This window comes from Variovorax sp. 10N432 (assembly GCF_056394465.1).
Genome location: NZ_JBFTHX010000041.1, coordinates 13,353 through 35,996 on the forward strand (window position 1 = coordinate 13,353; position 22,644 = coordinate 35,996).

The following is a 22,644-nucleotide window of genomic DNA, read 5'->3' on the forward strand; positions in this document are numbered from 1 at the left end:
GTCCGTCCGATGCCAACCACTTCGAAGTCCCTGCAGATCCCGCCCGAGGCGCTCGCCTCGGCCATCGCCGACGCCAGTTCGCGCTACACGGCCGCGAACCCGAAGAGCCTCGCCCAGCACCGCGCCGCGAGCGAGGTGATGCCGGGCGGGAACACGCGCAGCGTGCTGTTCAGCGCGCCGTTTCCGATCACGCTCACGGCGGCTCAGGGATGCCGGGTGACATCGCTCGACGGACGCTGCTACGTCGACTTCCTCGGTGAATACACGGCGGGGCTCTACGGCCACTCGAACCCGGTACTGTGCCAAGCCGTATCCAAGGCGCTGGAAGGCGGCTGGGTCATGGGCGGCCACATCCGTGCGGAGGAGGAACTCGCACGTCTGATCTGTGAACGCTTCCCGTCGATCGAGCTGGTGCGTTTCGCAAATTCGGGCACAGAAGCCAATCTCTATGCGATCTCGGCGGCCAAGGCGATCACCGCCAAACCCAAGGTCGTGGTTTTCGAAGGCGGCTACCACGGCGGCGTCTTCACGTTTGCCGGCGGCGGGCCGGGTCCGCTCACGGCTCCCTTCGACTTCGTACTCGCGCCCTACAACGACATCGACGGCACCCGCGCGTTGCTCGACACCCATGCGGATGCAATCGGCACGATCGTGGTGGAGCCGATGCAGGGCTCGGGCGGTTGCATCCCGGCCGAGCGCGGCTTCCTCCAGACGCTGCGCGACTGGGCCAGCGCACACGGCGCGCTGCTCATTTTCGACGAGGTCATGACCTCGCGCCTGTCGCCGGGCGGCCTGCAGCAGGTACACGGCATCACGCCAGACTTGACCACGCTCGGCAAGTACATCGGTGGCGGTTTTAGCTTCGGGGCTTTCGGCGGGCGCGCCGAGCTCATGCGCCGCTTCGATCCAAGTCAACCCGGTGCATTCGGCCACGCGGGCACCTTCAACAACAACGTCTTCACGATGGCGGCCGGCGCCGCCGGACTGCGCGAGGTCTACACGCCGGCGGCGGTGGGACCGTTCAATGCGCGCGGCGACGCGCTGCGCAAGCGGCTCGATGCGATCGCGGGCGGTGCGCGCTTCCCGATGCAGTTCACGGGCCTCGGCTCGATGATGAACGTTCACATGCACCGTGGCCCGGTGCGTAGCATCCATGACGTTGCGCACAGCGTGCAGCCGCTGCGCGAGCTGTTCTATTTCCACATGCTCGAGCACGGCATTTGGCTCGCGCGGCGCGGGATGATCAACCTGTCGTTGCCTCTTGGCGAGGCCGAGTTCGCGCAACTCGAGGACGCGGTCGCGTCCTTCGTCGAGCACTGCAACGCGCTGGCATGAGCACGATCGAACTGCTTGGCCTCAGCAAGCGTTACGGCGGGGTCACGGTCGTGGCGCCCACCGACCTGCGCATCGAGCAGGGCGAACTCGTGACGCTGCTCGGGCCGAGTGGTTCGGGCAAGAGCACCATTCTCTCGATGATCGCAGGTCTCACCACGCCGAGCGAGGGCATGGTGCGCATCGGAGGGTGCGACGTGACGCACGTGCCGCCCGCGCAGCGCAACCTTGGCATGGTGTTCCAAAGCTATGCGTTATTTCCGCACATGACCGTGTTCGACAACATCGCATTCGCGTTGAGCATTCGCAGCGTGGCCAAGGCCGAGATCGCGACGCGTGTGGACAGGGCGCTCGCGCAGGTCCGGCTTGGCGGGCTCGAGCGGCGCCGGCCTTCCGAGCTCTCGGGCGGACAGCAGCAGCGCGTGGCGCTCGCGCGCGCGCTCGTGTTCGAGCCGGAAATCCTCCTGCTGGACGAGCCGATGGGTGCGCTCGACAAGAACCTGCGCGAAGAAGTGCAGCTCGAGTTGCGCCAACTGCAGCGCGAGCTCGGCGTGACCACCGTGCTGGTCACGCACGACCAGGAAGAGGCGTTGTCCCTGTCGACCCGGCTCGTGGTGCTCGACCAGGGTCGAATTCAGCAAATCGATACGCCGATCGCAGCCTACCAGCGTCCCAGCAACCGCTTTGTCGCGCAGTTCATCGGAACCGCCAACCTGTTCCGGGGGGAACTTCGTCATCGAGACGGTCAGGCCCTCGTGGCATTCCCAGACGGCGCCCTGCTCGGTTGCATGGCTCCTTCGGGCCCGGCCGGTCCGGTCGACGTGGTGGTGCGGCCCGAGCATGTCGAACTGCTGCCGGCCGACGCGGCCCAGGGCCTGCGCGTCGAAGTGGTCGAGAGCGTGTATCTGGGCCAGTCGAGCCGCCTGCACCTTCGCACCGCGGACGGCGTGCCGGTGGTTGCGCTGTTGCAGCGGCAGGGCCCGGCGTATTCGCCCGGCGAGGCGCTGCGCATCGGCTGGCGGCCCGCGAATGCCTGGGCCATGGCCGGCCGTGCCAGCCTTTGACGCGGCCTTCGCCGGCCAACCCCCGAGATCCATCTTCGAATTCAACCCAGAGGAGCTTCCATGCGCAAAAGTGTTCTGTTCAACGCCCTGTGCGCCGCCATGATGGTGTCCGCAGCCCTCGGATCGGCGGCCGTGAGTGCCCAGACGGGGGCGGCACCTCCCAAGGAGATCCGAATCCTCGAATCGGGCGGCCCCAGCGGCGACTCGATCGAGCAGGCCTACATCAAGCCCTACACGGCGCGTACCGGCATCAAGGTGACGCGCGAGAGCCCGACCAGCGCAGGCAAGCTGCAGGCGATGGTGCAGTCGAAGAACATCACCTCGGTCCTGGTCGAACTCGGCGCCACCAACGTGGTCGCAGCCCGCGCCCTGGGGCTGCTCGAGCCGCTCGACTGGAACGCCATTGACCCGGCACCGATCTATCCCGAGGCACGTTGGCCCGATGCCTTCGGCTACCAATACTCGTCGACCATCATGGCCTGGGGCAAGGGCAGCAAGCAGCCCAAGACTTGGGCCGACTTCTGGAACGTGAAGGACTTTCCCGGCAAGCGCGCGCTGCCCGACTACCCGGGCTATACGCTGCCGCTGGCGCTGCTGGCCGACGGCGTGACGCCCGACAAGCTCTACCCCCTCGACATCGACCGGGCCTTCGCGAGCCTGGAGAAGATTAAGGGCAGCGTCGCGGTCTGGTGGAAGGCCGGCGCCCAAGCGCCGCAACTCCTCGAGGACAAGGAAGTCGCCTATTCGGCCGCGTGGTCGGGCCGCATCGTCGGCAACCCGAAGATCGACTACACCTATAACCAGGGCCTGCTGCAACTCGCCTACTTCGTCGTGCCCAAGGGCGCGGACCCGGCCGCCAAGGCCGCCGCCATGGGCCTGCTGCACGAGATGTCGAAGCTTGAGAACCAGCTCGTCGCGACCAACGTGATCCCGTACACCGGCGCCAGCCCCGGCATCGAGAAGCTGGTGCCCAAGGACAAGGTCAACGACTACCCGACCACCGAAGCCAACAAGAAGATCCAGGCCCAGGCCGACCCGAGCTGGACTGCGGACAACGCCAAGCTTATCGAGAAGCGCTGGCAGGAATTCAAGCTGGGCCTGTAAGGCCGCCGCCGGTGCGCCGGCTTTTCTTGGCTGATCGAAGGAACGAGATGAATGTAGCATCACGCAGGCAGGCCGCGCCCGGCTTCTGGCTGGTGGCGCCCCTGTTGGCTGTCATGGCGCTGGGCTTCAACCTGCCGCTGGTGCTCATGCTCGGCAAGAGCGTCGTCGGCGAGTCCGGTTTCACGCTGCAACACTTCGTCGAGATCTTTCAGGTTCCCGCCTATCTCAAGGTGCTGTTCAATACCTTCCGCATCGCGTTGATCACGGCCGTGTGTTGCGTGCTGCTCGGCTATCCGCTGGCCTACTGGTTGCGGCGACTGCCGTCGCGGTGGCAGTTGTTGGCGCTCGCGGCCGTGGTGATTCCGTTCTGGGTCAGCATCCTCGTGCGCACCTATGCCTGGATCGTGGTACTCGGCAATGCGGGAATGGTGAACCGCTCGCTGCTCGGGTTCGGCTGGATCGATTCGCCCATCGCATTTCTCTACAACGAACTCGGGGTGGTGATCGGGACGATCAACGTGCTCCTGCCCTTCCTGGTGCTGCCCCTGTTCGCGGCGATGCTCAAGATCGACGAGCGCCTCCTGCGCGCCGCCGAAACTCTGGGCGCGAGCAACTGGACTGCTTTCTGGCGCATCTTCTTTCCGCTGAGCCTGCCCGCGCTCGCAGCCGGCGCGATCCTGGTCTTCATCCTGACGCTGGGGTTCTTCATCACTCCTGCGATCCTGGGCGGCGGGCGCGTGCCGATGGTGGCCAACATGCTCGACCTGCTGGTCAACCATCTGCCCAACTGGGAGCTGGCATCGACCATCTCGACCGTCCTGCTCGGCGTGACGCTGGTGTTGTTCGTGATGTATCTGCGGCTCACCACCCGCAAGGAGGAAGCATGACTGTGCCGACCGGCCGGGGTACGCTTGCCGCACCCGCGAGCACGGGCGAGGCGCTCGCGCGTCTGCACCGCTGGCTGGTGGCGGGCGCCGCGGTCGGCGTGCTGGCCTTCCTTTGCCTGCCGGTGCTGATCGTGATACCGATGTCGTTCTCGAACTCGAATTCGCTGCGCTTCCCGCCCGAGGGGTTCTCGATGCGCTGGTACGTCCAAGTCTTCACCGACGAGCGCTGGCTGCTTGCGATGCGGACCTCGCTGCTGCTGGCCGCGCTGTCGAGCACCCTCGCGCTCGTGCTGGGCAGCTTCGCCGCCTATGGCATCACGCGCGGACGCTTCCCCGGCAAGCAGTTGCTGCAGAGCAATTTCATCTCGCCGTTGATCATCCCGTCGGTGGTGATCGCGGTGGCGCTCTACTTCGCGCTGGCCAAGGTCGGGCTGCTTGGCTCCTTCGCAGGCCTGTTGCTCGGCCACACGCTGCTTGGCGTGCCGTACGTCGTGCTCATCATGGGCGTCGCGATTCGCAGCTTCGACATCCGCATCGAGCAGGTCGCGTTCACGCTCGGCGCCTCCTGGTTCACGATGTTCCGCCGCGTGTTGGTACCCAACCTCTTGCCGAGCACCGCCGCGGCCTGGATCTTCGCGTTCGTGACCAGTTTCGACGAAGTGGTGATCACCACCTTTGTCGCGGGCACGCACGAGACGGTGCCGAAGCGCATGTTCAACGACTTGGTGCTTCAGGTGAACCCGTCGATCACGGCCATTGCGACTTTGTTGATCGCGGTCAGCGTCGGCCTCATGGCCCTGGCCGCCGGGCTGGTCCAGCGTGGTCGGCGCCGCCTTGGAACACCACCGGTCAATTGAGTCCCGCCTTTTCCAATGTCCGCAGCGCGGATCTTCACCCCAACGGAGTCAAAGACATGAACACCTCCACGCCCGGATATGCCGCCCATGGCGGCCCGGTACAGCTCTTCTACCTGAAGGATGGCGCGCCGCGCCGTCCGGTGGTTGAGCGAGGCGAAGGCATCTACCTCTGGGACTCGCGAGGACAGCGCTACATCGATGCCTCTTCGGGCCCGATCGCGGTCAACATCGGCCACGGCAATGCACGCGTGATCGAGGCGGCCGATCGACAGATGCGCAAGGTGGCCTATGCGAGTCGCGCCTTCTTCGAGAACGAGGCCAATAGCCTGCTGGCCGACATCGTGACGCAGCTTGCGGGACCGGGCCTCGAACGTGCGTTCTTCGTCTCGGGCGGCTCCGAGGCGACAGAGAGCGCCATGAAGCTGGTTCGCCAGCATGCGCTCACGCAGGGCCAGGGCAGCCGCTGGAAGGTGCTCTCGCGCAGTCCGAGCTACCACGGCGGCACGCTGGGCGCGCTCGCGATCAGCGGCGACCCGGTGTCGGAAGCGAGCTTCGGAGCGATGGCGCGGCTCATGCCGAAGGTGCCGACACCGTTCAGCTACCGGCTGCCGGAAGGCCATACCGTCGAGAGCCTTGCTGAACACTGCGCGGCCGAGCTCGAGGCCACCATCGTGCGCGAGGGGCCCGAAACGGTGCTGGCGTTCTTTCTCGAACCGGTCGGCGGGCTCGCCACTGGCGCGCTGGTCGCCATCGATGCCTACTACCGCCGCGTGCGCGAGATTTGCACCCGCCATGGCGTCATGCTGGTGTTCGACGAGGTCATGAGCGGTGCCGGGCGCACCGGAAAGTTCCTGGCGGCACACCACTGGCCGGACGCGATGCCTGACGTGGTCACTCTCGCGAAGGGTATCGGCGCCGGATACACGCCGCTCGGCGCGGTGTTGGCGTCGCGCAAGATGGTCGATGCGCTGTCGCAGGCCGGCGGCTTCATGCACGGCTACACCTACGCGTCGAACCCGCTGTCGTGTGCAATCGGCCATGCGGTGGTGCAGGAGATCGTCAACCAGGGCTTGATCCCCAACGCCGAGGCCATGGGAATGCGCCTGCGCGAACGTCTGCTCGAAGTGCAAAAGGACAGTCGTGTGCTCGGCGACATTCGCGGCAAGGGGCTGCTGATGGCGATCGAGATCGTATCCGACCGGGAAAGCAAGGCCACCTTTTCGGCCGAGACGCGAGCGATCGACCGCATCGTCGAACTCGCCATGGCGCGCGGCCTGCTGCTGTATTCGCGCCGCACGGCCAAGGGGCAGTTCGGGGAATGGCTGATGGTCGCGCCGCCGCTGATCGTCGACGCGGCGCAGATCGACACGATCGCCGGCCTCATCGGCGAGACGCTGGCGGCCTTCGAGGCGCAGTTGCGCTGAGGCCGTTTCCAGACTTCCATCACAACGCGTTGCCGCTTGGGCACTTCGCCGCAGGGCGCGGCGCGGACGTCCGCGCGCTCCTGTCTTCGATCCTGATGCCGGTCCGCCGGCGCTTCACATCATGAACAACACTTTAGAGTCACATTCGGGCGGCGACTTCCTGGCGCGCACGCTCAAGGGCTACGGCGTCGATCACATCTTCTTCGTCGATGCGATTCTGCGTCATACGCTGGCGCACGCCGAGGCGCACGGCATCCGGCGCATTCTCGCCCATTCGGAGAAAGCCGCCGCCTACATGGCCGACGGTTTCAGCCGCGCGTCGCGGCGCCCATCGGTCTGCATGGCGCAGTCGGTCGGCGCGGCCAATCTCGCGGCCGGATTGCAGGACGCCTACTTCGCGCACAGCCCGGTGATCGCGCTGACCGGGAGGCAGGTGGCCAACAACCAGTACCGCCATGCCTACCAGGAGCTGCCGCATGAGCCGCTGTTCACGCCGGTCACCAAGTTCTCGGGCAGGGTCGAGACGCCGTTTCAGCTCGCTCACCTCACGCGCCATGCTTTTCGGGTTGCGACCAGCGGGCTGCCTGGCCCTGTGCACTTGGACATGGCCGGCCACGTCGGCAACATCGCGGACAACTGGCAGAGCGGCGAACCAGTGGTGGCCGAACCGCGCCACAGGCGGGTTCCGGCCCACCGAGCGCGCCCTGAGGCGCAGGCGCTTCACGAACTCGCGCAGGCTTTGCAGCAGGCCCAGGCGCCGGTGGTGGTGGTCGGCGCGGCGCTGGTCTGGTCCGGTGGCGAGGCGGCACTGCGCGCGCTGGCCCAGCATGCCCAGCTACCCGTGCTGTGCACGCTCGACGCAAAGGCCGCGATGGCTGACCTGCCCACGCTCGACATGGGGGTCACCGGCACCTACGGCACCGACGGCGGCAACCGTTTCCTGTCCGAAGCCGACTTCGTGCTCTTCGTCGGCTGCGACGTGGGCGATCAGGTCACATCGAACTGGCGGCTCCCGCTGCCCGGCGTGGCCACTGCCCATGTGGGTGTGGACGCAGAAGATCTCGGTCGAAACCTGCCCGGCGCGCTGACTCTGCAGGCCGACCCGGCGACCGCGCTGGAAGAACTGCGCGCACTGTTGCCTTCCGCCTCGCGCGAACACTGGATCGGCCGTGGCCGTGCGTTGAAGGCGCAATGGTGGACGCAGCATGCGCCGATGCTCGACTCGGCCGCCGAACCGGTCCGTCCCGAGCGGCTGATGCGTGAGCTGGGTCGCTGGCTTCCATTGGATGGCGTGTTGGTGGCCGACACCGGCTACGCGTCGCAGTGGTCGGGTCAACTCCTGCAGCTCAAGGCCTCGAGCCAGATCTTCTTGCGCGCGGCCGGCTCGCTGGGTTGGGGGTTTCCGGCATCGCTCGGCGCCAAGGCCGCGAGTCCGGACCGGCCCGTGGTCTGCCTGACCGGCGACGGCGGCTTCATGTACCACCTGCCCGAGCTCGAGACGGCCCGGCGCTGGGGGCTGCGCACCATCACCGTGGTCAACAACAATGGCTGCCTCGCGCAGGGCCTTTCGAGCTTGCGCAAGGCCCAGATCGGCGGCGAGCGGATGCACGACTGCTACCAGTTTATCCATCAGGACTTCGCTGAGATTGCACGTTCTTTCGGATGCACCGGATTGCGCGTGACCCGGCCATCGGAGCTCGGCGCGGCGCTGGAGCAGGCGCTTGCGAGCGAGCTCCCAGTGGTGATTGATGTTCTAAGTGACCCTGCGGCGCTGGCGCCGGTCCCATGGATGCCGCCCGCCTGAACGGTTTGGTGGCCGGCCTGACGACTTCTTGAGCGTGCGCTGAGCAGGGTAGCCCTAGGGAAATCCAACATCCCTTGACGTCTTGGGCTCCGGGGGATCTGGCCGGGGCCATCTCATCTCACGGCCCGCTCATGCAGCACACCTTACAAAGCACGCGGCATCGCTATGAACTGCTCCATACGGGCGCAAAGCAGGCAGATCTCCGAGCGCCCTGCGGCGCGTGCTCGACGCGGATCGCCGAAGATCATCCCTGCGCACAAGGCGCAGCATAAGGGTTTCTCCTGTTTGCATACGTATGCAATGGACTCACATTGCATACGTATGCAAATATCGAACGAGCAGGAAAACACATGATCAGATATCTCAAGCGCGGCAAGGACGTCCAGGTCCGCGCCGAGGATGATGCCAAGGTGCGTGCCACGGTCGAAGGCATCATCAAGGCCGTCGAGGCGCGGGGCGATTCAGCCGTGCGCGACTTCAGCCGCCAGTTCGACAACTGGGACCCGGCCGATTTCCGGCTCTCGACCGACGAGATCGAGAAGGCGCGCAAGAGTCTCTCGGCCCGAGAGATCGAGGACATCAGCTTCGCCCAGACGCAGGTGCGCAATTTCGCGCAGATCCAGCGCGACTCCATGAAAGATGTGGAGGTCGAGACCTTTCCCGGCGTCGTGCTCGGCCACAGGAACATCCCCGTGAACGCGGTCGGCTGCTACATCCCCGGCGGCAAGTACCCGCTGCTGGCCTCCGCCCACATGAGCGTACTGACCGCCAAGGTGGCGGACGTGAAGCGCGTGGTCGCGACCGCGCCGCCCTACCAGGGCGCGCCGCATCCGGCGATCGTCACGGCCATGTCGATGGCCGGCGCCGACGAAATCCTGGTGCTCGGCGGCGTGCAGGCCGTGGTGGCGATGGCCGTCGGCACGCAAAGCATCGCGCCCGTGGACATGCTGGTCGGTCCCGGCAACATGTACGTGGCCGAAGCCAAGCGCCAGCTGTATGGCCGCGTCGGCATCGACCTCTTTGCCGGGCCGACCGAGACGCTGGTGATCGCCGACGAGACCGCCGACGGCGAGATGTGCGCGGTCGACCTGCTGGGCCAGGCCGAGCATGGCCCGACCTCGCCCGCCATCCTGCTGACCACGAGCGAACAGCTGGCACTTGAGACGATGGCCGAGATCGAGCGTCAACTCGCCATCCTGCCGACCGCCGCGATCGCCTCGGTGAGCTGGGCCGAATACGGCGAAGTGATCGTCTGCGACACCCAGGAAGAGATGCTGCAGAAGGCCGACGAGCTCGCCTTCGAGCATGTGCAGGTGATCACGCGCGACCCCGACTATTTCCTGCAGCACATGACGAACTACGGCGGTCTGTTCCTGGGCGCGCGCACCAACGTGAGCTTCGGCGACAAGGTGATCGGCACGAATCACACGCTGCCGACCAACCGCAACGCGCGCTACACCGGCGGACTGTGGGTCGGGAAGTTCCTCAAGACATGTACCTACCAGAAAGTGCTGACCGACGAGGCCAGCGCGCTGATGGGCGAGTACTGCTCGCGCCTGTGCCACATGGAGAACTTCGCCGGCCACGGCGAGCAGGCCAACCTGCGGGTGCGCCGCTATGGCACCCGGGCCGACGTGCCGTGGTATCAGCCGGTTCCGGCCCTGGAAGCCTGAGCATGCTGCCGCGTGCGCCGAACTTCCGCATCGACGGGCGCCGCGCGCTGGTGACCGGCGCCGGGCGCGGCATCGGCCTGGCTGCCGCCGCGGCGCTGGCGCAGGCCGGTGCCGCCGTGACCCTTGCCGCGCGTTCCGAAAGCGAGCTGCGCGAGGCCTGCCGGCAGATCCGCGCCGAGGGCGGTTGCTGCGACCACCTGGTGCTGGACGTGACCGATTCACAGGCGGTGAACGAAAAGCTCACCGCGGCCGGGCCGTTCCAGATCCTCGTCAACAACGCCGGCCTGAACCGGCCGAAGCCGTTGGTGGAGGTGGAAGACAGCGACATCGACGCCGTGTTCGACCTCAACGTGAAGGCCGCCTTCTACGTGACCCGCACGGTGACGCGCGGGCTGCTGGCGGCCGGCCTGCCGGGCTCGATCATCAACATCTCGTCCCAGATGGGCGTGGTGGGCAGTCCGCGCCGCACGCTCTACTGCGCCAGCAAGCACGCGATGGAAGGCATGACCAAGGCCTTGGCGTGGGAACTGGGGCCGGCGGGCATCCGCGTCAACACAGTCTGCCCGACCTTCATCGAGACCGCGATGACGGCTGGCATGTTCGCGGATGCGAGCTTCCGCGACTGGGTCACCTCGAGGATCGCACTGGGCCGGCTGGGCCAGGTCGAAGAGATCATGGGCGCCATCGTGTTCCTGGCGAGCGACGCCGCGAGCCTCATGACCGGCAGCGCGCTGATGCTCGATGGCGGCTGGAGCGCCGCATGAAGTCCAGCGCCACGGCCCAGGAAGTGGCACGGCTCGCGCAGGTGTCGCAGTCGGCCGTCAGCCGGACCTTCACGCCGGGTGCCAGCGTGTCGGAGGACACGCGCAACCGCGTGCTCGCCGCCGCCAAGACGCTGGGCTATCGGCCCAATGCGCTGGCGCGCAGCCTGATCACGCGACGCAGCCGGATCATCGCGCTGGTGATGAGCTACCTGCAGAACCAGTTCTACCCGCTGGTGATCGAAAAGCTCTCTCAAAGCCTGCAGAAGCAGGGCTACCACGTCCTGATGTTCATCAGCGATCTGGAAGAGACCGACGGCGTGCTGGCGGAGATCCTGCAGTACCAGGTCGACGGCATCGTGATGGCCTCGGCGATGCTGTCGCCCGACCTGGCGCGGCAATGCGCCGAGTCGGGCGTGCCAGTGGTGCTGTTCAACCGGGTGCCCGACATCAGCGCATTCGCACGCCACAGCACCAGCTCGGTGACCTCCGACAACCATCGCGGCGGCCGGATGGTGGCCGAACTGCTGCTGGCGCGCGGCCATCGCCGCATCGCTTTCCTGGCCGGCCTCGAAAAATCGTCGACCAACCTGGAGCGTGAGCGCGGCTTCAACGAGGTGCTGGAAGCGGCGGGCGTCGCGGTGTTCCGCCGTGCTGTGGGCCACTACAGCTTCGAGCTCGCGAAAGTGGCCACGCGCGAGTTGTTCGCCGGCGCCGATCTGCCCGACGCGGTGTTCGTCGCCAACGACCACATGGCCATCGCCGCGATGGACGTGCTGCGCCAGGAAATCGGCCTGCGCGTGCCCGAGGACGTCAGCGTGGTCGGCTTCGACGACGTGCCGCAGGCGTCGTGGGGCGCCTATCGGCTCACGACCGTGGTGCAGAGCGTCGAGGACATGGTCGAGGCCACCGTCGAGTTGCTGCACGAGCAGATGCGCGAGGGTACGCACCCTCGGAACGTCGTGATTCCATGCCGCGTCGTCGAGCGCGACTCGGTGCGTGCGGCCGGCTGAGTCGGCTCGCGCTCTTTCATCTTTCATACATTCGAGCAGGAGACTTTTGATGATCCCACGCATCCGCGCATTCGCCGTGGCCGGCCTGGCCTTGGTGGCGCTGGCCGCCGTCCCGGCATCGGCCCATGCGCAGCAGGCCCCCGCCTGGCCGACCAAGCCGATCAAGTACGTGGTGCCCTTCTCGGCCGGCGGCGTCTCCGACGGCGTGGCGCGGCTGGTGGCGCAGCATCTGGGCGAGCGAATCGGCCAGCCCGTGGTGATCGAGAACAAGCCGGGCGTCTCGGGCATCGTCGGCACGCAGTCGGTCGCTCGCTCGGCGCCCGATGGCTACACGCTGATGGGCGGCACCATCACCACCCACGCGGTCAACCCCTTCTTCAACAAGAACCTGGGCTACGAGCCTGTCAGCGACTTCGTGCCGGTGAACCTGGTCGGCATAGTCAGCAATGTGCTGGTGGTACCGGCGGGCAGCCGCTTCAACTCGGTGGCGCAGATTGTGGCCGAACTCAAGGCCAGGCCCGACAGCCTGACCTACGGCACCGCGGGCGCCGGCACCTCGCAGCACCTGTCGGGCCAGCTCTTCCAAAGCATCACCCACACCCGCATGCGCCAGATCATCTACAAGGGCGGCTCGCAGGCGATGGTGGACCTGATCGGCGGCCAGATCGACATGGTGTTCGAGACCGTCGCGGCGGCGCGGCCGATGATCGACGGCCAGCGCGTGAAGGTGCTCGGCGTGACCTCGAGCCGGCGCCTGGCCAGCTTGCCGGGCGTGCCCACGCTGGCCGAAGCCGGCGTGTCCGATTTCGAGATGCAATCGTGGCAAGGCGTGTTCGCGCCGGCAGGAACGCCGAAGCCGATCGTCGACCGCCTGAGCCGCGAGATCGCTGCGATCGTCGCGCTGCCCGATGTGCAGGAGAAGCTGCGCAAGCTCGGCGTCGAGCCCGACGGGCGCGCCTCCGAGGCCTTCACTGCGTTCCAGCGCGCCGAAATCGCGAAATGGGGCAAGGTGATCCAGGAAGCCAGCATCCAGGCCGAATGAAACCATCCCACCCGGACCCATCGACATGAAGAACAGAACTCCTTTCCCGCCGCTCACCCGCGGCGCCCTGCTGCGGCGTGCGGCCGCGGCACTTTCGGCGCTGGCGTTCGGCGGCGCCGCCATCGCACAGGCTGCGCCCGCGGCCGCTGGCCCGGGTGGTTATCCGGCGACCGGCCGCGTGGTGATCGTCGTGCCCTTTGCGGCCGGCGGCGCCACCGACATCGTGGCGCGTCTGGTCGCCGACGAGCTTGGCAAGCGCTGGGGCACGGCGGTCGTGGTGGACAACAAGGCCGGCGCGGGCGGTGGCATCGGCACCGAATTCGTCGCGCGCGCGAAGCCCGACGGGTACACGCTGCTGCTCGGCACCCAGACCGCGCTGTCCGTCAACCCGACGTTGCTCAAGAAGATCAGCTACGACGTGGACAGGGACTTCGCGCCGGTCACCCAGCTGGCGAGCACGCCGCTGGTGCTGCTCGCCAGCAACAAGTCGGGCGCGCACAACGTGAAGGAGCTGATCGCGCTGCTCAAGGCCAAGCCGGATGCGCTGTCCTACGGCACCAGCGGCAACGGGACCTCGCAGCACCTGACCACCCTCATGATGCTCAACCGCATCGGCGCCAAGGCCGTGCATGTGCCGTACAAGGGCAGCAGCCAGTCGCTGGTCGACCTTGCCGGCAACCAGATCGACATGCAGTTCGACAACATGACGACGGCGCTCGCCTTCGCGAAGAACGGCCAGGCCAAGGCGCTCGCCGTGACCAGCCTCGCCCGCTCGCCGTTGCAGCCCGAGCTGCCGACGCTCGCGGAATCGGGCGTGCCCGGCTTCGAGGCCGTGACCTGGCTCGGCCTGCTCGCACCCGCCAACACGCCGCCCGCAGTGGTGAACTGGCTCAACAAGGAAGTGGTTTCAGTGCTCGAATCGCCGGCGGTCACGAACCGCCTGGCGGGCCAGGGCTTCACGCCCAAGCCGATGACGCCGGAGGCATTCCGCAAGTTCATCCAGGCGGAGACTGTCAAGTTTTCCGAGCTGATCAAGACCAACAACATCACGATCGACTAGTTGGACGATGCTCACCGCCGAATTGATCTGCAAGCTGCGCTCGGTCGACACGCCGACGATCTGCAATGCGCTCGAACTCGCCATAGGCAGGCGCAGCGCGCACGGCTTCACCTACGGCACGCTGGTCGCGGCGCCGCAACCGCTGGCGCCCATGCTCGGCTTCGCGCGCACCGCGCGCATCCGCGCCGCGGCGCCCTCCTCGCTTCCAGCCGCGGAACTGCACCGGCTGCGGCTCGACTACTACCGCCATGTCGCGCCGACGCCGGGCCTGCCGACCCTCGTCGTGATGCAGGACCTCGACGAGCGCCGCGGCACCGGATCGTTCTGGGGCGAGGTCAACTCGGCGGTGCATCAGGCGCTGGGCGTCGCGGGCGTCCTGACCGACGGCTCGGTGCGCGACCTCGGCGATCTGGCGCCAGACTTTCCGATCCTGGCGGGCAGCGTCGGTCCTTCGCATGCTTTCGTGCACGTGGTGGACATCGGCGAGCCTGTCGAAGTGTTCGGCTTGTGCATCGCGAATGGCGACCTGGTCCACGCCGACCGCCACGGTGCGGTCCGGATCGCGCCCGAACACCTGCACGCGCTGCCGGGCTGCATCGACCTCGTCCAGCGCAAGGAGGCGCCGTTGCTGGCGGCCGCGCGCAGCGGCTCCTTCGACATCGCTGCGCTCGAGCGGGCGATGTGCGCGGCCGACGACATCCACTGACCCACCCGACAAGTACACACCATGGACATCCGTCATCCTCTCGACACGCGCCTGCCGGCCATGCTGCGCAGCGGCCGACCCTTGCGCGCGATCTTCAATTCACTGCCCAGCGCTGCCATCGTCGAGATGTGCGGCTATGCCGGCTTCGACTTCGTCGTGATCGACAACGAGCACGGCAGCGCGGGCCACGAGACCACCGAACACATGCTGCGCGCCGCGCGCGCGAGCGGCATCGTGCCCGTGGTGCGCTGCCTGCGCCAGGACATCGCGCGCGTGCTCGACATGGGGGCAAGCGCAGTGCAGATCCCGATGGTCGAAAGCGCCGATGAGGCGCGCGACCTGGTGCAACAGGTGCGCTACCCGGGCGTCGGGCGCCGCGGCAGCGCGTTCAGCTCGCGCGCCGCGGGCTACGGCGCGTTCGCCGGCGCCGCCCACACGCAGCGAAGCAACGAGGGGATCGCGCTGATCGTGATGATCGAGACACCCGAGGCCGTGGATCAGGCGGCCGAGATCGCGGCGGTCCCCGGCGTCGATGCGGTCTTCGTCGGCCCCAACGACCTCGCGCATTCGATGGGCTTCGGCAACGACTGGAAGTCGCCCGCAGTCGAAGCAGCGATCGAGCGAGCGCTGCGCGCGGTCTCGAATGCCGGCATCTGCGCCGGCATCATCGCCCTGACGCCCGAGGACGAAGCAAGGTACGGACAATGGGGTGCGCGCTATTTCGCGACGGTCGCCTCGAGCGTGATCACGCAGGCGCTGCGGCACGCGTCGACCGCGGGCGGGCGCGCCAAGGCGGTCGAAGGCATTGCCTACTGATCGAGATGGAGCATGGCTAGCCGTGCTTCGGCCTGCTCGCTTCTTTGAGATCGAAGCTGGAGATCGCCGCCTCTGCAGCGGTGATCTCGTCTTTTCGGTGCTTCCTTCGGCGCCGATGCCCAACGAGGTAACGATTGCCGACCTAATGCGCAAACGAGAACGCAAACGCAAGCCTGCGCGCGCAGCAGTTGCATTAAGAGCCGCTTAAGGCTTCGGGTCTAGCCTTTTGAAGGTCATAAGTTCTGCCGGGAGACATCATGAGCATTCCCTCGAAGGCCCCTTCCCGTTTTGTCCTTGCGCTTGTCGCGGCAAGCGCGCTGAGCGCTTGCGGAACGCATGCGCAGACGATAGCGCCCGGCGCGGCACCAAGCGCCTCGTCCGCGGCGGCCGGCAGCCCGGCAGTGACTCGCGACTTCTCTCAGATTGTCGAGCGCTGCGGCGGCGCGGTCGTCAACATCACCGTCAGCGGCAGCAGGCAAGTCGCCGATCGCAAGCACGACGGCCCCAACCTGCCTCGTCACGGCTTTCCGCCCCTGGATCTCAACGACCCCTTCCTCGAGTTCTTCAGGCGGTTCGAAGCCCCGGGCGGCTCGCTTCCCGGTCAGACCGAAATCCCTTCCCATGGCCTGGGTTCGGGGTTCATCGTCAGCAGCAACGGCGTGATCCTCACCAACGCGCACGTCGTGCGCGATGCCCAGGAAGTTGTGGTCAAGCTGACCGACCGACGCGAATTCAAGGCCAAGGTGCTGGGCGTCGACCCGAAGACGGATGTCGCCGTGCTCAAGATCGACGCTCGGAATCTGCCGACGTTGAGCATTGGCAATTCGCGTGACCTGAAAGTTGGTCAGTGGGTCCTGGCAATTGGTTCGCCCTTTGGCTTTGCCAATAGCGTGAGTGCCGGCGTCGTCAGTGCCAAGGGACGCGCGCTTCCGGGCGATGGCTACGTTCCCTTCATCCAGACGGACGCGGCCGTCAATCCCGGCAACTCGGGCGGGCCCTTGATCGACTCGCGCGGCGAGGTCGTCGGAATCACGTCGCAGATATTCACCGGAAGCGGAGGCTTCCAAGGTCTCTCGTTCGCGATTCCGATCGAGGTGGCGACACGCGTGAAGGACCAGATCGTCGCCACGGGAAAGGCCACACACGCCCTTCTCGGTGTCACCGTCCAGGAGGTGAATCAAACGCTGGCCGACTCGTTCAAGCTCGACAGGCCCGAAGGCGCGCTGGTCTCGAACGTCGTCAAGGGCGGCCCCGCCGACCATGCGGGGCTCAAGGCTGGCGACGTGATCGTCAAGGTGAACGGACAGCCCATCGTCTCGTCCGGCGATCTCCCCGCGCTGATAGGAATGGCCAGCCCCGGCGACAAAGCTGCGCTCGACGTCTATCGCCAGGGCAGCCGCGAACACGTCACGGTCACTCTTGGCGATGCTGGTGGCAAGGCCGCCAGCCTTGTGAACTCCGGCATCTCAGGCGCCAAGGGTGACCTTGGACTCGCCTTGCGCCCGCTGCAGCCGCAGGAGCGGCGCGAAGCCGGGGTAAGCGGCGGCCTGTTCATCGAGGACGTCCATGGGCCCGCGGCACTCGCCGGTGTACTTCCAGGCGACGTGCTCGTGGCCGTCGACCAAAACCCGGTCAACAGCCCCGCCCAAGTGCGCGATCTGGTCACGAAGTCAAGCAAGGCGGTGGCGCTGCTGATCCAGCGCGACGGAAACAAGATCTTTGTGCCTGTTCCCATCGGCTGACGAAGGACGCGCACGCAAGGCAGTGCCTGGAGCAACGCATTGCATGACTTCGTTGCTCCACTACGGGAAAGGAGAAACGAGATGAGAGCAAAGTTCAACATGACCGCCGTCGCCATCGCAGCGGCACTGGGACCGCTGGCGTTGGGCGCCGCCTATGCGAGCRCCACCACGTCGCCACCGGTCTAGAAGGCCGGTGCGGTCGAGTTCATGAGCCGCGGCATCGGCCGGGAAGAATCCAGGGCGATCGAGAAAGCGAGCCCCAAATGGCCGCTGACGCTCGAATCCGCCACGAAGGACCGGCATGGCGCCGACTTCGCGGCCGATGTCAACGTCGTGATTCGAGATGCCAGGGGTCATGCGCTGCTGCAGACCGTATCGACTGGACCGTTTGTCCTGGCCCGGCTTTCCCCGGGTCACTACGACGTCGATGCAACGTTCGACGGAAAGACCCTGAAAGACGGTAGTCGACAGTGAAGGCCTGCCGGCAAAGGCGTTGTTCCTGTGGTCGCAACAGGTCGGAGGCCAGCACTCCTGACGAGGCAGGTCGCGCTGTGTCGACAACGGCGGGGCGCAACGGCGCCGACTGCTCCCGGGTGCGCGGGCCGGGATCGGACTGATTGCGGTTGCTTTTCGGTTCGTCGCCAGCATGGAACCGTCCTGCCGCGCGAGGGCGCGCGCAGGGCTCCGAGGCTCGGGGCCGACCGAGGCAGTGCTGCGGGCGTCGCGCCTTTACTGGCTGAACGGCGGTGAGTGGGGGGCGGGAGTCGTCTCACGGCGGCATCGGAGCGCGGTTACGCGCACGGCTTGGGGCGCAGAGTCAAGGTCCGCAGGACTTGCCTCCGATGCGCCCCAGCGGTTCGTCGACATATGAATGTCATATCGACGCTGCCACCCTTTTCCCATGGCCTGATCCATGCAAGCGTTCAGATCGAGGTAGCGATCCGCGATGTCGGAATCGCTGGGCGCAGCGAAGGAGCACGTGGCGAACAGCGCGAAGCACAAGGACAGTGAAGAGTAACGAAGATTCATGTATTTCAAACAGTGATGCCTTCGCCAGAGTGACGAAGCTCTCAAGTATGGCGACCTGGGATCAGGACTCGGTGGGGGAGTATGTCGACCGGGAGCGAGCTCGTTCGAGTCGTCGAACCGCCATGGCTTCGCGAATTCGCAGGTCGGCTTGTGCACAAACGTGCCGCTCGGAATCCTCTCCATGGCGTCTTGGGTCGGTCGCCAACCACCACAGCGCGAGCTTCAGCGCGTCCATGACCAAGTCGTCTGAAGAAGCAAGTGAGGAAGATCCATTCATGCGGTTGCCTCTGATTTGCGGCAGGCGGATGCGCACCTTCTCTCGTAGCCCTCGCCGCCAGAAACAAGGCACTTTAATCACAACGTGACATAAAGTCCAGAGCAGTCGTCGGAGGCGAACCCTTCGTCGTCCGTCAATCCTGAATCCGGCTCGCCAGCCGGACTGCCAGAGCGAGCGCATCGAGTTGGTCGGCGTGTTGAGTGGCGAGCGTGGCGAGCTTCCTGCGTCCAGCGGCCAACAGGTGGACCTCGACCTGTCGACGATCGACCTTGCTGGTCTTGCGCTTGACCAGGCCAGCCTCCTCGCAGCGGGTCACCAGGGCGACGACGCCATGCGGTTGAGCCTGGAGTCGCTCGGCGATCTCGCCGATCGTCGCCCAGTTCCTACCCGGGAAGCCCTGGGTATGCAACATGAGTTGATATTGCAGGACAGTGATGCCTTCAGCGCGAGCGGCATCTTCGCTGAACCTCAGGAAGCTTCGCAGTCTGAATCGGAAGTCTGAAAGGGCCTCGAAGCGCTGCTTCTCGGCGTCACTTGGGGGAGTCGGCATGGCAATTGGCTGGGTGAATGCACGAATGTAACAGCGCTGCCGAGTATTGCATGGCCTACGGGAGGCCTGCACCGCGCCAACGGCCAGGGTCACCGAGACCGGCCAGAGATTCGCCGCTCCTTCCGCGAAACGATCTACTGGCCAACTAGCGAATTCGATAGTCAAGCAGCGCTGCGCGAACTGATGACCCGGCCGTCCCGCCCCGCTCCAGATCAGTGTGGGCGTCGGCAATCCTTGCGCAAAGCGCAACCACGGCCATTGTGTAGCTCCAAAGATCGTCGCTTACCCCGGCCTCACTGTCGGCCAGCAGGCGGTATTGGACAGCCAATTCCCTGAAGATGCGATCCGGATCGATGTCGGCAAGCAAATCCACAGGCTGTGTCATTTCGGTCCTTCCAAGGTCGAACGCACGCCACAGGCTGCAGATCAGACGCAGCGCCTGAAGGCGCGACTCTTCTCGTGATGTCGATGGCTCAGAAAGGTTCCCGCTCCCAGGGCAAACGCGCGAGACGCAAACGGTCCGGCATTCCTGCGTCACTCGACGCCGCGAATTCAGCACACCTTCACCTCAACTTCCCGGCGCCGCGCCGCCGTGGCCCCGACGCGGGCGCGCCCGTTGACGCTCGGCTCGGATACATGCTCGACGTGAGGACCGACATGACCGTGGACATCGCGGCTCCCATCAGGAGCGCCCCGTGAACCACGGCTCGCTCAAGAAGAACACCTGCGCTTGCCGCGGTCCGCGGCTTTCGCGGCTAGGAGGGTAATCCCTCACAGCGTGATACAACGTCTGTCATACTATGACATACCTGACTGTGGCCTGACCGCGTGTGGCTGTCCTGCAAGGGACGTGTCGATGAATCGGCGCCTTCCAACCTCCTCCATTCCCCCCGATCTCCCATGAAAATCAAAAGCCAGAAGGATTTCCTGTCCGGTCTCATGTTCACCTGCGTAGGGCTTGCGTTCGCCCTCGGCGCGACCAACTACACCATCGGCAGCGGTGCGCGCATGGGGCCGGGGTACTTTCCCCTCCTTCTGGGCACGATGCTCGCGATCGGCGGCGGCGTGGTGATGCTCGGCGCACTCACCGCTGGCTCTGGCGCACCCGGAGGCGATCCGGTCGGACGCATCGCGTGGAAGCCGCTCGCGTTGATCATTGGCTCCAACCTCGTGTTCGGCGTCCTGCTGGGCGGCCTGCCCAGCATCGGGGTCCCGGCGATGGGCCTGCTGGTGGCCATCTACGCGCTGGTGGTCGTCTCAAGCCTTGCGGGCACGCGCTTTTCGCTTAAGTCGGCGCTGATACTGGGCACGATCCTGGCCATCGGAAGCTACCTGACCTTCATCATCGGCCTGAGTCTGCAGTTCCAGGTCTGGCCCACCTTCATCACGGGCTGACGGAAGCAACCATGGACCTGATTCACAACCTTTCCATCGGCTTTGAAGCGGCCTTCACGTTTCAGAATCTCATCTATGCCTTCATCGGCTGCTTGCTCGGCACGCTGATCGGCGTGCTGCCGGGCATCGGTCCTGTCGCGACCATCGCGATGCTGCTGCCGGCCACGTATGCATTGCCGCCGGTGGCCGCCCTGATCATGCTGGCGGGCATCTACTACGGCTCGCAGTACGGCGGCTCGACCACCGCCATCCTGGTCAACCTTCCTGGGGAATCCTCGTCCGTGGTGACGGTGATCGACGGTCACCAGATGGCCAAGCAGGGTCGAGGAGGCCCCGCGCTTGCCGCCGCAGGCCTCGGATCCTTCTTCGCGGGTTGCGTGGGGACCTTGGTCCTCGCCGCGTTTGCGCCACCCCTGACCGAACTCGCCTTCAAGTTCGGGCCCGCGGAATACTTCTCGTTGATGGTGCTGGGTCTGATCGGCGCCGTGGTGCTGGCTTCGGGTTCGCTGCTCAAGGCGATCTGCATGATCATGCTCGGACTGCTGCTCGGACTGGTCGGCACCGACGTCAATTCGGGCGTCGCACGCTACAGTTTCGACATCCCGGAACTCACCGACGGCATCAGCTTCATCGCCATCGCCATGGGCATCTTCGGCTATGGCGAGATCATCGCGAACCTCTCCCAGAGCGAGGAGGAACGCCAGGTGTTCACGGCCGAACTCCACGGCCTCATGCCGACCAAGGAGGACTTCAAGAACATGGTGCCCGCCGTCCTGCGCGGGACCGCGCTGGGCTGTTCGCTCGGGATTCTTCCGGGCGGCGGGTCGCTGCTGTCGGCATTCGCGTCCTATACGCTCGAGAAGAAGCTCAGACTCAAGCCGGGGGAGATTCCGTTCGGCAAGGGCAACATCCGCGGCGTCGCGGGGCCCGAGTCGGCAAACAACGCGGGTGCGCAGACCTCTTTCATACCGCTCCTGACGCTCGGTATCCCGGGCAATCCCGTGATGGCGCTGATGGTGGGTGCGATGACCATCCACAACATCCAGCCCGGTCCCCAGGTCATGACCAGCAATCCGGAGTTGTTCTGGGGCTTGATCGCCTCGATGTGGATCGGCAACCTGATGCTGATCATCCTGAACCTGCCCTTGATCGGGATCTGGATCAAGCTGCTCTCCATTCCCTATCGCTGGCTCTTTCCGGCGATCGTCCTGTTCTGCGCGATCGGCGTCTATTCGACCAACAACAACACCTTCGACGTCTGGATGGTCGGCTTCTTCGGAATCGTCGGCTATGCCTTCCTCAAGCTTGGCTGCGAGCCTGCGCCGCTGCTCCTGGGCTTGATCCTCGGTCCGATGATGGAGGAGAACCTGCGGCGCGCCCTGCTGCTCTCGCGTGGCGACTGGAGCGTTCTGGTCACGCGTCCGATTTCGGCCGGCCTGCTGGTGGCGGCAGCCATCCTGCTCACGATCGTCCTTCTGCCTGCGGTGAAATCCAAGCGCGAGGAAGCGTTCGTCGAAGAGGGATGATGATGACCGCAGTCAAAGACGTCCCCTGCACTCGTCAGGAACAAGCGATGCTCGACCATTTCACGCGCGGCGGCGCGCTGATGACCCTTGCGCTGCTCTGCGCTTGCGGTACGTCCGTGCCGCTGAAGGCGCCTCCCCCTCTGGCTCGACGGCGACGCCGATGCAGACACCGATGCCTGTCGCGCCGGCTCCCCAGCGGCCGGTGCCGCAAGCCAGCTTCGCGCACCCGGCACGCGGCGCGACCATTTCGCACTTCGATGGCCGCCTCAACAAGGGGATCGACATCGAGGGTCGACCTGGCGATCCGGTATTGGCAGCGCGCGACGGGCGCGTCGTCATCGTCACGAGCGCACTGCCCGCCTACGGCAAGATGGTGATCCTCAAGCATGACGAAACCTTCATTACCGCGTACGCCCACATCGAACGTTCGCTGGTCGGCGAGAACGAGGTCGTGCGCCAGGGACAGCCCATCGCCGAGATGGGCAAGAGTGGCCGAGACAGGGTCGCGCTTCACTTCGAGATTCGAAAACTGGGAATCGCCGTCGACCCGGAGCCTTATCTGCGGGGAGAAGTGAACTGAAG

Annotated in this window: 21 protein-coding genes; 19 read left to right on the top strand and 2 right to left on the bottom strand. The window is 65.9% G+C overall.

All coding sequences use genetic code 11. The features are described 5' to 3' along the window. Window positions 1–9: 9 nt before the first annotated feature. The 16 genes from AC1DF3_RS30595 (at window position 10) to AC1DF3_RS30670 (ending at window position 17,759) form a co-directional block, all read left to right on the top strand. The gene (locus tag AC1DF3_RS30595) at window positions 10–1,335 is read left to right on the top strand and encodes an aspartate aminotransferase family protein (RefSeq protein ID WP_301814780.1); all 1,326 of its coding nucleotides are present in this window, start codon (window positions 10–12) and stop codon (window positions 1,333–1,335) included. After that, window positions 1,332–2,396, top strand: coding sequence for an ABC transporter ATP-binding protein (locus AC1DF3_RS30600; RefSeq protein WP_301814778.1), 1,065 nt, complete (start codon window positions 1,332–1,334; stop codon window positions 2,394–2,396). The genes AC1DF3_RS30595 and AC1DF3_RS30600 overlap by 4 nt, the downstream gene beginning before the upstream one ends. A 60-nt stretch (window positions 2,397–2,456) precedes the next feature. Further along, window positions 2,457–3,500, top strand: coding sequence for an extracellular solute-binding protein (locus AC1DF3_RS30605; protein WP_301814776.1), 1,044 nt, complete (start codon window positions 2,457–2,459; stop codon window positions 3,498–3,500). 47 nt (window positions 3,501–3,547) lie between these two features. Then, window positions 3,548–4,387 (top strand): ABC transporter permease, encoded by an 840-nt coding sequence (locus AC1DF3_RS30610; protein ID WP_301814775.1) that lies wholly within the window; start codon window positions 3,548–3,550, stop codon window positions 4,385–4,387. Then, complete coding sequence (locus tag AC1DF3_RS30615) at window positions 4,384–5,244, top strand: ABC transporter permease (protein ID WP_301814772.1); 861 nt, start codon at window positions 4,384–4,386, stop codon at window positions 5,242–5,244. Before AC1DF3_RS30610 ends, AC1DF3_RS30615 begins: the two co-directional genes overlap by 4 nt. A 56-nt stretch (window positions 5,245–5,300) precedes the next feature. Then, window positions 5,301–6,668, top strand: coding sequence for an aminotransferase family protein (locus AC1DF3_RS30620; protein ID WP_478141884.1), 1,368 nt, complete (start codon window positions 5,301–5,303; stop codon window positions 6,666–6,668). A 196-nt stretch (window positions 6,669–6,864) separates the two neighbouring features. Beyond that, window positions 6,865–8,472, top strand: a complete 1,608-nt coding sequence (locus AC1DF3_RS30625) for a thiamine pyrophosphate-binding protein (protein ID WP_478141905.1) — start codon at window positions 6,865–6,867, stop codon at window positions 8,470–8,472. Window positions 8,473–8,822: 350 nt separating this feature from the next. Then, window positions 8,823–10,145, top strand: a complete 1,323-nt coding sequence (hisD, locus tag AC1DF3_RS30630) for a histidinol dehydrogenase (protein ID WP_478141885.1) — start codon at window positions 8,823–8,825, stop codon at window positions 10,143–10,145. A gap of 2 nt (window positions 10,146–10,147) precedes the next feature. Continuing rightward, the gene (locus AC1DF3_RS30635; RefSeq protein ID WP_478141886.1) at window positions 10,148–10,909 is read left to right on the top strand and encodes an SDR family NAD(P)-dependent oxidoreductase; all 762 of its coding nucleotides are present in this window, start codon (window positions 10,148–10,150) and stop codon (window positions 10,907–10,909) included. After that, window positions 10,906–11,919, top strand: a complete 1,014-nt coding sequence (locus tag AC1DF3_RS30640) for a LacI family DNA-binding transcriptional regulator (protein WP_286505482.1) — start codon at window positions 10,906–10,908, stop codon at window positions 11,917–11,919. The genes AC1DF3_RS30635 and AC1DF3_RS30640 overlap by 4 nt, the downstream gene beginning before the upstream one ends. Before the next feature lie 49 nt (window positions 11,920–11,968). Next, window positions 11,969–12,961: a Bug family tripartite tricarboxylate transporter substrate binding protein gene (locus AC1DF3_RS30645; protein ID WP_478141887.1), complete on the top strand. Its 993-nt coding sequence runs from the start codon at window positions 11,969–11,971 to the stop codon at window positions 12,959–12,961. 25 nt (window positions 12,962–12,986) lie between these two features. Beyond that, complete coding sequence (locus AC1DF3_RS30650) at window positions 12,987–14,021, top strand: Bug family tripartite tricarboxylate transporter substrate binding protein (protein ID WP_478141888.1); 1,035 nt, start codon at window positions 12,987–12,989, stop codon at window positions 14,019–14,021. 7 nt (window positions 14,022–14,028) lie between these two features. Next, window positions 14,029–14,727, top strand: coding sequence for an RraA family protein (locus AC1DF3_RS30655; protein ID WP_478141889.1), 699 nt, complete (start codon window positions 14,029–14,031; stop codon window positions 14,725–14,727). 21 nt (window positions 14,728–14,748) lie between these two features. Continuing rightward, the gene (locus AC1DF3_RS30660) at window positions 14,749–15,543 is read left to right on the top strand and encodes an HpcH/HpaI aldolase family protein (RefSeq protein ID WP_301814760.1); all 795 of its coding nucleotides are present in this window, start codon (window positions 14,749–14,751) and stop codon (window positions 15,541–15,543) included. A gap of 257 nt (window positions 15,544–15,800) precedes the next feature. After that, window positions 15,801–17,285 (top strand): Do family serine endopeptidase, encoded by a 1,485-nt coding sequence (locus AC1DF3_RS30665; RefSeq protein WP_301814757.1) that lies wholly within the window; start codon window positions 15,801–15,803, stop codon window positions 17,283–17,285. Between the two features lie 207 nt (window positions 17,286–17,492). Beyond that, on the top strand, window positions 17,493–17,759 hold the full coding sequence (locus AC1DF3_RS30670; protein ID WP_478141890.1) for a hypothetical protein: 267 nt from the start codon (window positions 17,493–17,495) through the stop codon (window positions 17,757–17,759). A 965-nt stretch (window positions 17,760–18,724) separates the two neighbouring features. On the opposite strand, the gene AC1DF3_RS30675 is transcribed toward AC1DF3_RS30670, so the two are convergent. Continuing rightward, complete coding sequence (locus AC1DF3_RS30675) at window positions 18,725–19,141, bottom strand: MarR family winged helix-turn-helix transcriptional regulator (RefSeq protein WP_478141891.1); 417 nt, start codon at window positions 19,139–19,141, stop codon at window positions 18,725–18,727. Between the two features lie 145 nt (window positions 19,142–19,286). Next, complete coding sequence (locus tag AC1DF3_RS30680) at window positions 19,287–19,526, bottom strand: hypothetical protein (protein ID WP_478141892.1); 240 nt, start codon at window positions 19,524–19,526, stop codon at window positions 19,287–19,289. 515 nt (window positions 19,527–20,041) lie between these two features. Here AC1DF3_RS30680 and AC1DF3_RS30685 point away from each other — a divergent pair. The 3 genes from AC1DF3_RS30685 (at window position 20,042) to AC1DF3_RS30695 (ending at window position 22,642) form a co-directional block, all read left to right on the top strand. After that, complete coding sequence (locus AC1DF3_RS30685; RefSeq protein ID WP_301814750.1) at window positions 20,042–20,536, top strand: tripartite tricarboxylate transporter TctB family protein; 495 nt, start codon at window positions 20,042–20,044, stop codon at window positions 20,534–20,536. Window positions 20,537–20,547: 11 nt separating this feature from the next. Then, entirely contained in the window at window positions 20,548–22,062 is a 1,515-nt protein-coding gene (locus AC1DF3_RS30690; RefSeq protein ID WP_301814749.1) for a tripartite tricarboxylate transporter permease, read from the top strand. A 160-nt stretch (window positions 22,063–22,222) separates the two neighbouring features. Continuing rightward, the gene (locus AC1DF3_RS30695) at window positions 22,223–22,642 is read left to right on the top strand and encodes a murein hydrolase activator EnvC family protein (RefSeq protein WP_478141893.1); all 420 of its coding nucleotides are present in this window, start codon (window positions 22,223–22,225) and stop codon (window positions 22,640–22,642) included. The last annotated feature ends 2 nt before the right edge of the window (window positions 22,643–22,644 follow it).

Excerpts from the sequence above, each read along its gene's own strand:
- AC1DF3_RS30610 (WP_301814775.1), top strand. The coding sequence starts at position 3,548 with ATGAATGTAGCATCACGCAGGCAGGCCGCGCCCGGCTTCTGGCTGGTG.
- hisD (WP_478141885.1), top strand. The coding sequence starts at position 8,823 with ATGATCAGATATCTCAAGCGCGGCAAGGACGTCCAGGTCCGCGCCGAG.
- AC1DF3_RS30615 (WP_301814772.1), top strand. The coding sequence starts at position 4,384 with ATGACTGTGCCGACCGGCCGGGGTACGCTTGCCGCACCCGCGAGCACG.
- AC1DF3_RS30660 (WP_301814760.1), top strand. The coding sequence starts at position 14,749 with ATGGACATCCGTCATCCTCTCGACACGCGCCTGCCGGCCATGCTGCGC.
- AC1DF3_RS30635 (WP_478141886.1), top strand. The coding sequence starts at position 10,148 with ATGCTGCCGCGTGCGCCGAACTTCCGCATCGACGGGCGCCGCGCGCTG.
- AC1DF3_RS30680 (WP_478141892.1), bottom strand. The coding sequence starts at position 19,526 with ATGACACAGCCTGTGGATTTGCTTGCCGACATCGATCCGGATCGCATC.
- AC1DF3_RS30670 (WP_478141890.1), top strand. The coding sequence starts at position 17,493 with ATGAGCCGCGGCATCGGCCGGGAAGAATCCAGGGCGATCGAGAAAGCG.
- AC1DF3_RS30665 (WP_301814757.1), top strand. The coding sequence starts at position 15,801 with ATGAGCATTCCCTCGAAGGCCCCTTCCCGTTTTGTCCTTGCGCTTGTC.
- AC1DF3_RS30600 (WP_301814778.1), top strand. The coding sequence starts at position 1,332 with ATGAGCACGATCGAACTGCTTGGCCTCAGCAAGCGTTACGGCGGGGTC.
- AC1DF3_RS30650 (WP_478141888.1), top strand. The coding sequence starts at position 12,987 with ATGAAGAACAGAACTCCTTTCCCGCCGCTCACCCGCGGCGCCCTGCTG.
- AC1DF3_RS30595 (WP_301814780.1), top strand. The coding sequence starts at position 10 with ATGCCAACCACTTCGAAGTCCCTGCAGATCCCGCCCGAGGCGCTCGCC.
- AC1DF3_RS30605 (WP_301814776.1), top strand. The coding sequence starts at position 2,457 with ATGCGCAAAAGTGTTCTGTTCAACGCCCTGTGCGCCGCCATGATGGTG.
- AC1DF3_RS30690 (WP_301814749.1), top strand. The coding sequence starts at position 20,548 with ATGGACCTGATTCACAACCTTTCCATCGGCTTTGAAGCGGCCTTCACG.
- AC1DF3_RS30640 (WP_286505482.1), top strand. The coding sequence starts at position 10,906 with ATGAAGTCCAGCGCCACGGCCCAGGAAGTGGCACGGCTCGCGCAGGTG.
- AC1DF3_RS30620 (WP_478141884.1), top strand. The coding sequence starts at position 5,301 with ATGAACACCTCCACGCCCGGATATGCCGCCCATGGCGGCCCGGTACAG.
- AC1DF3_RS30685 (WP_301814750.1), top strand. The coding sequence starts at position 20,042 with ATGAAAATCAAAAGCCAGAAGGATTTCCTGTCCGGTCTCATGTTCACC.
- AC1DF3_RS30645 (WP_478141887.1), top strand. The coding sequence starts at position 11,969 with ATGATCCCACGCATCCGCGCATTCGCCGTGGCCGGCCTGGCCTTGGTG.
- AC1DF3_RS30655 (WP_478141889.1), top strand. The coding sequence starts at position 14,029 with ATGCTCACCGCCGAATTGATCTGCAAGCTGCGCTCGGTCGACACGCCG.
- AC1DF3_RS30675 (WP_478141891.1), bottom strand. The coding sequence starts at position 19,141 with ATGCCGACTCCCCCAAGTGACGCCGAGAAGCAGCGCTTCGAGGCCCTT.
- AC1DF3_RS30695 (WP_478141893.1), top strand. The coding sequence starts at position 22,223 with ATGCAGACACCGATGCCTGTCGCGCCGGCTCCCCAGCGGCCGGTGCCG.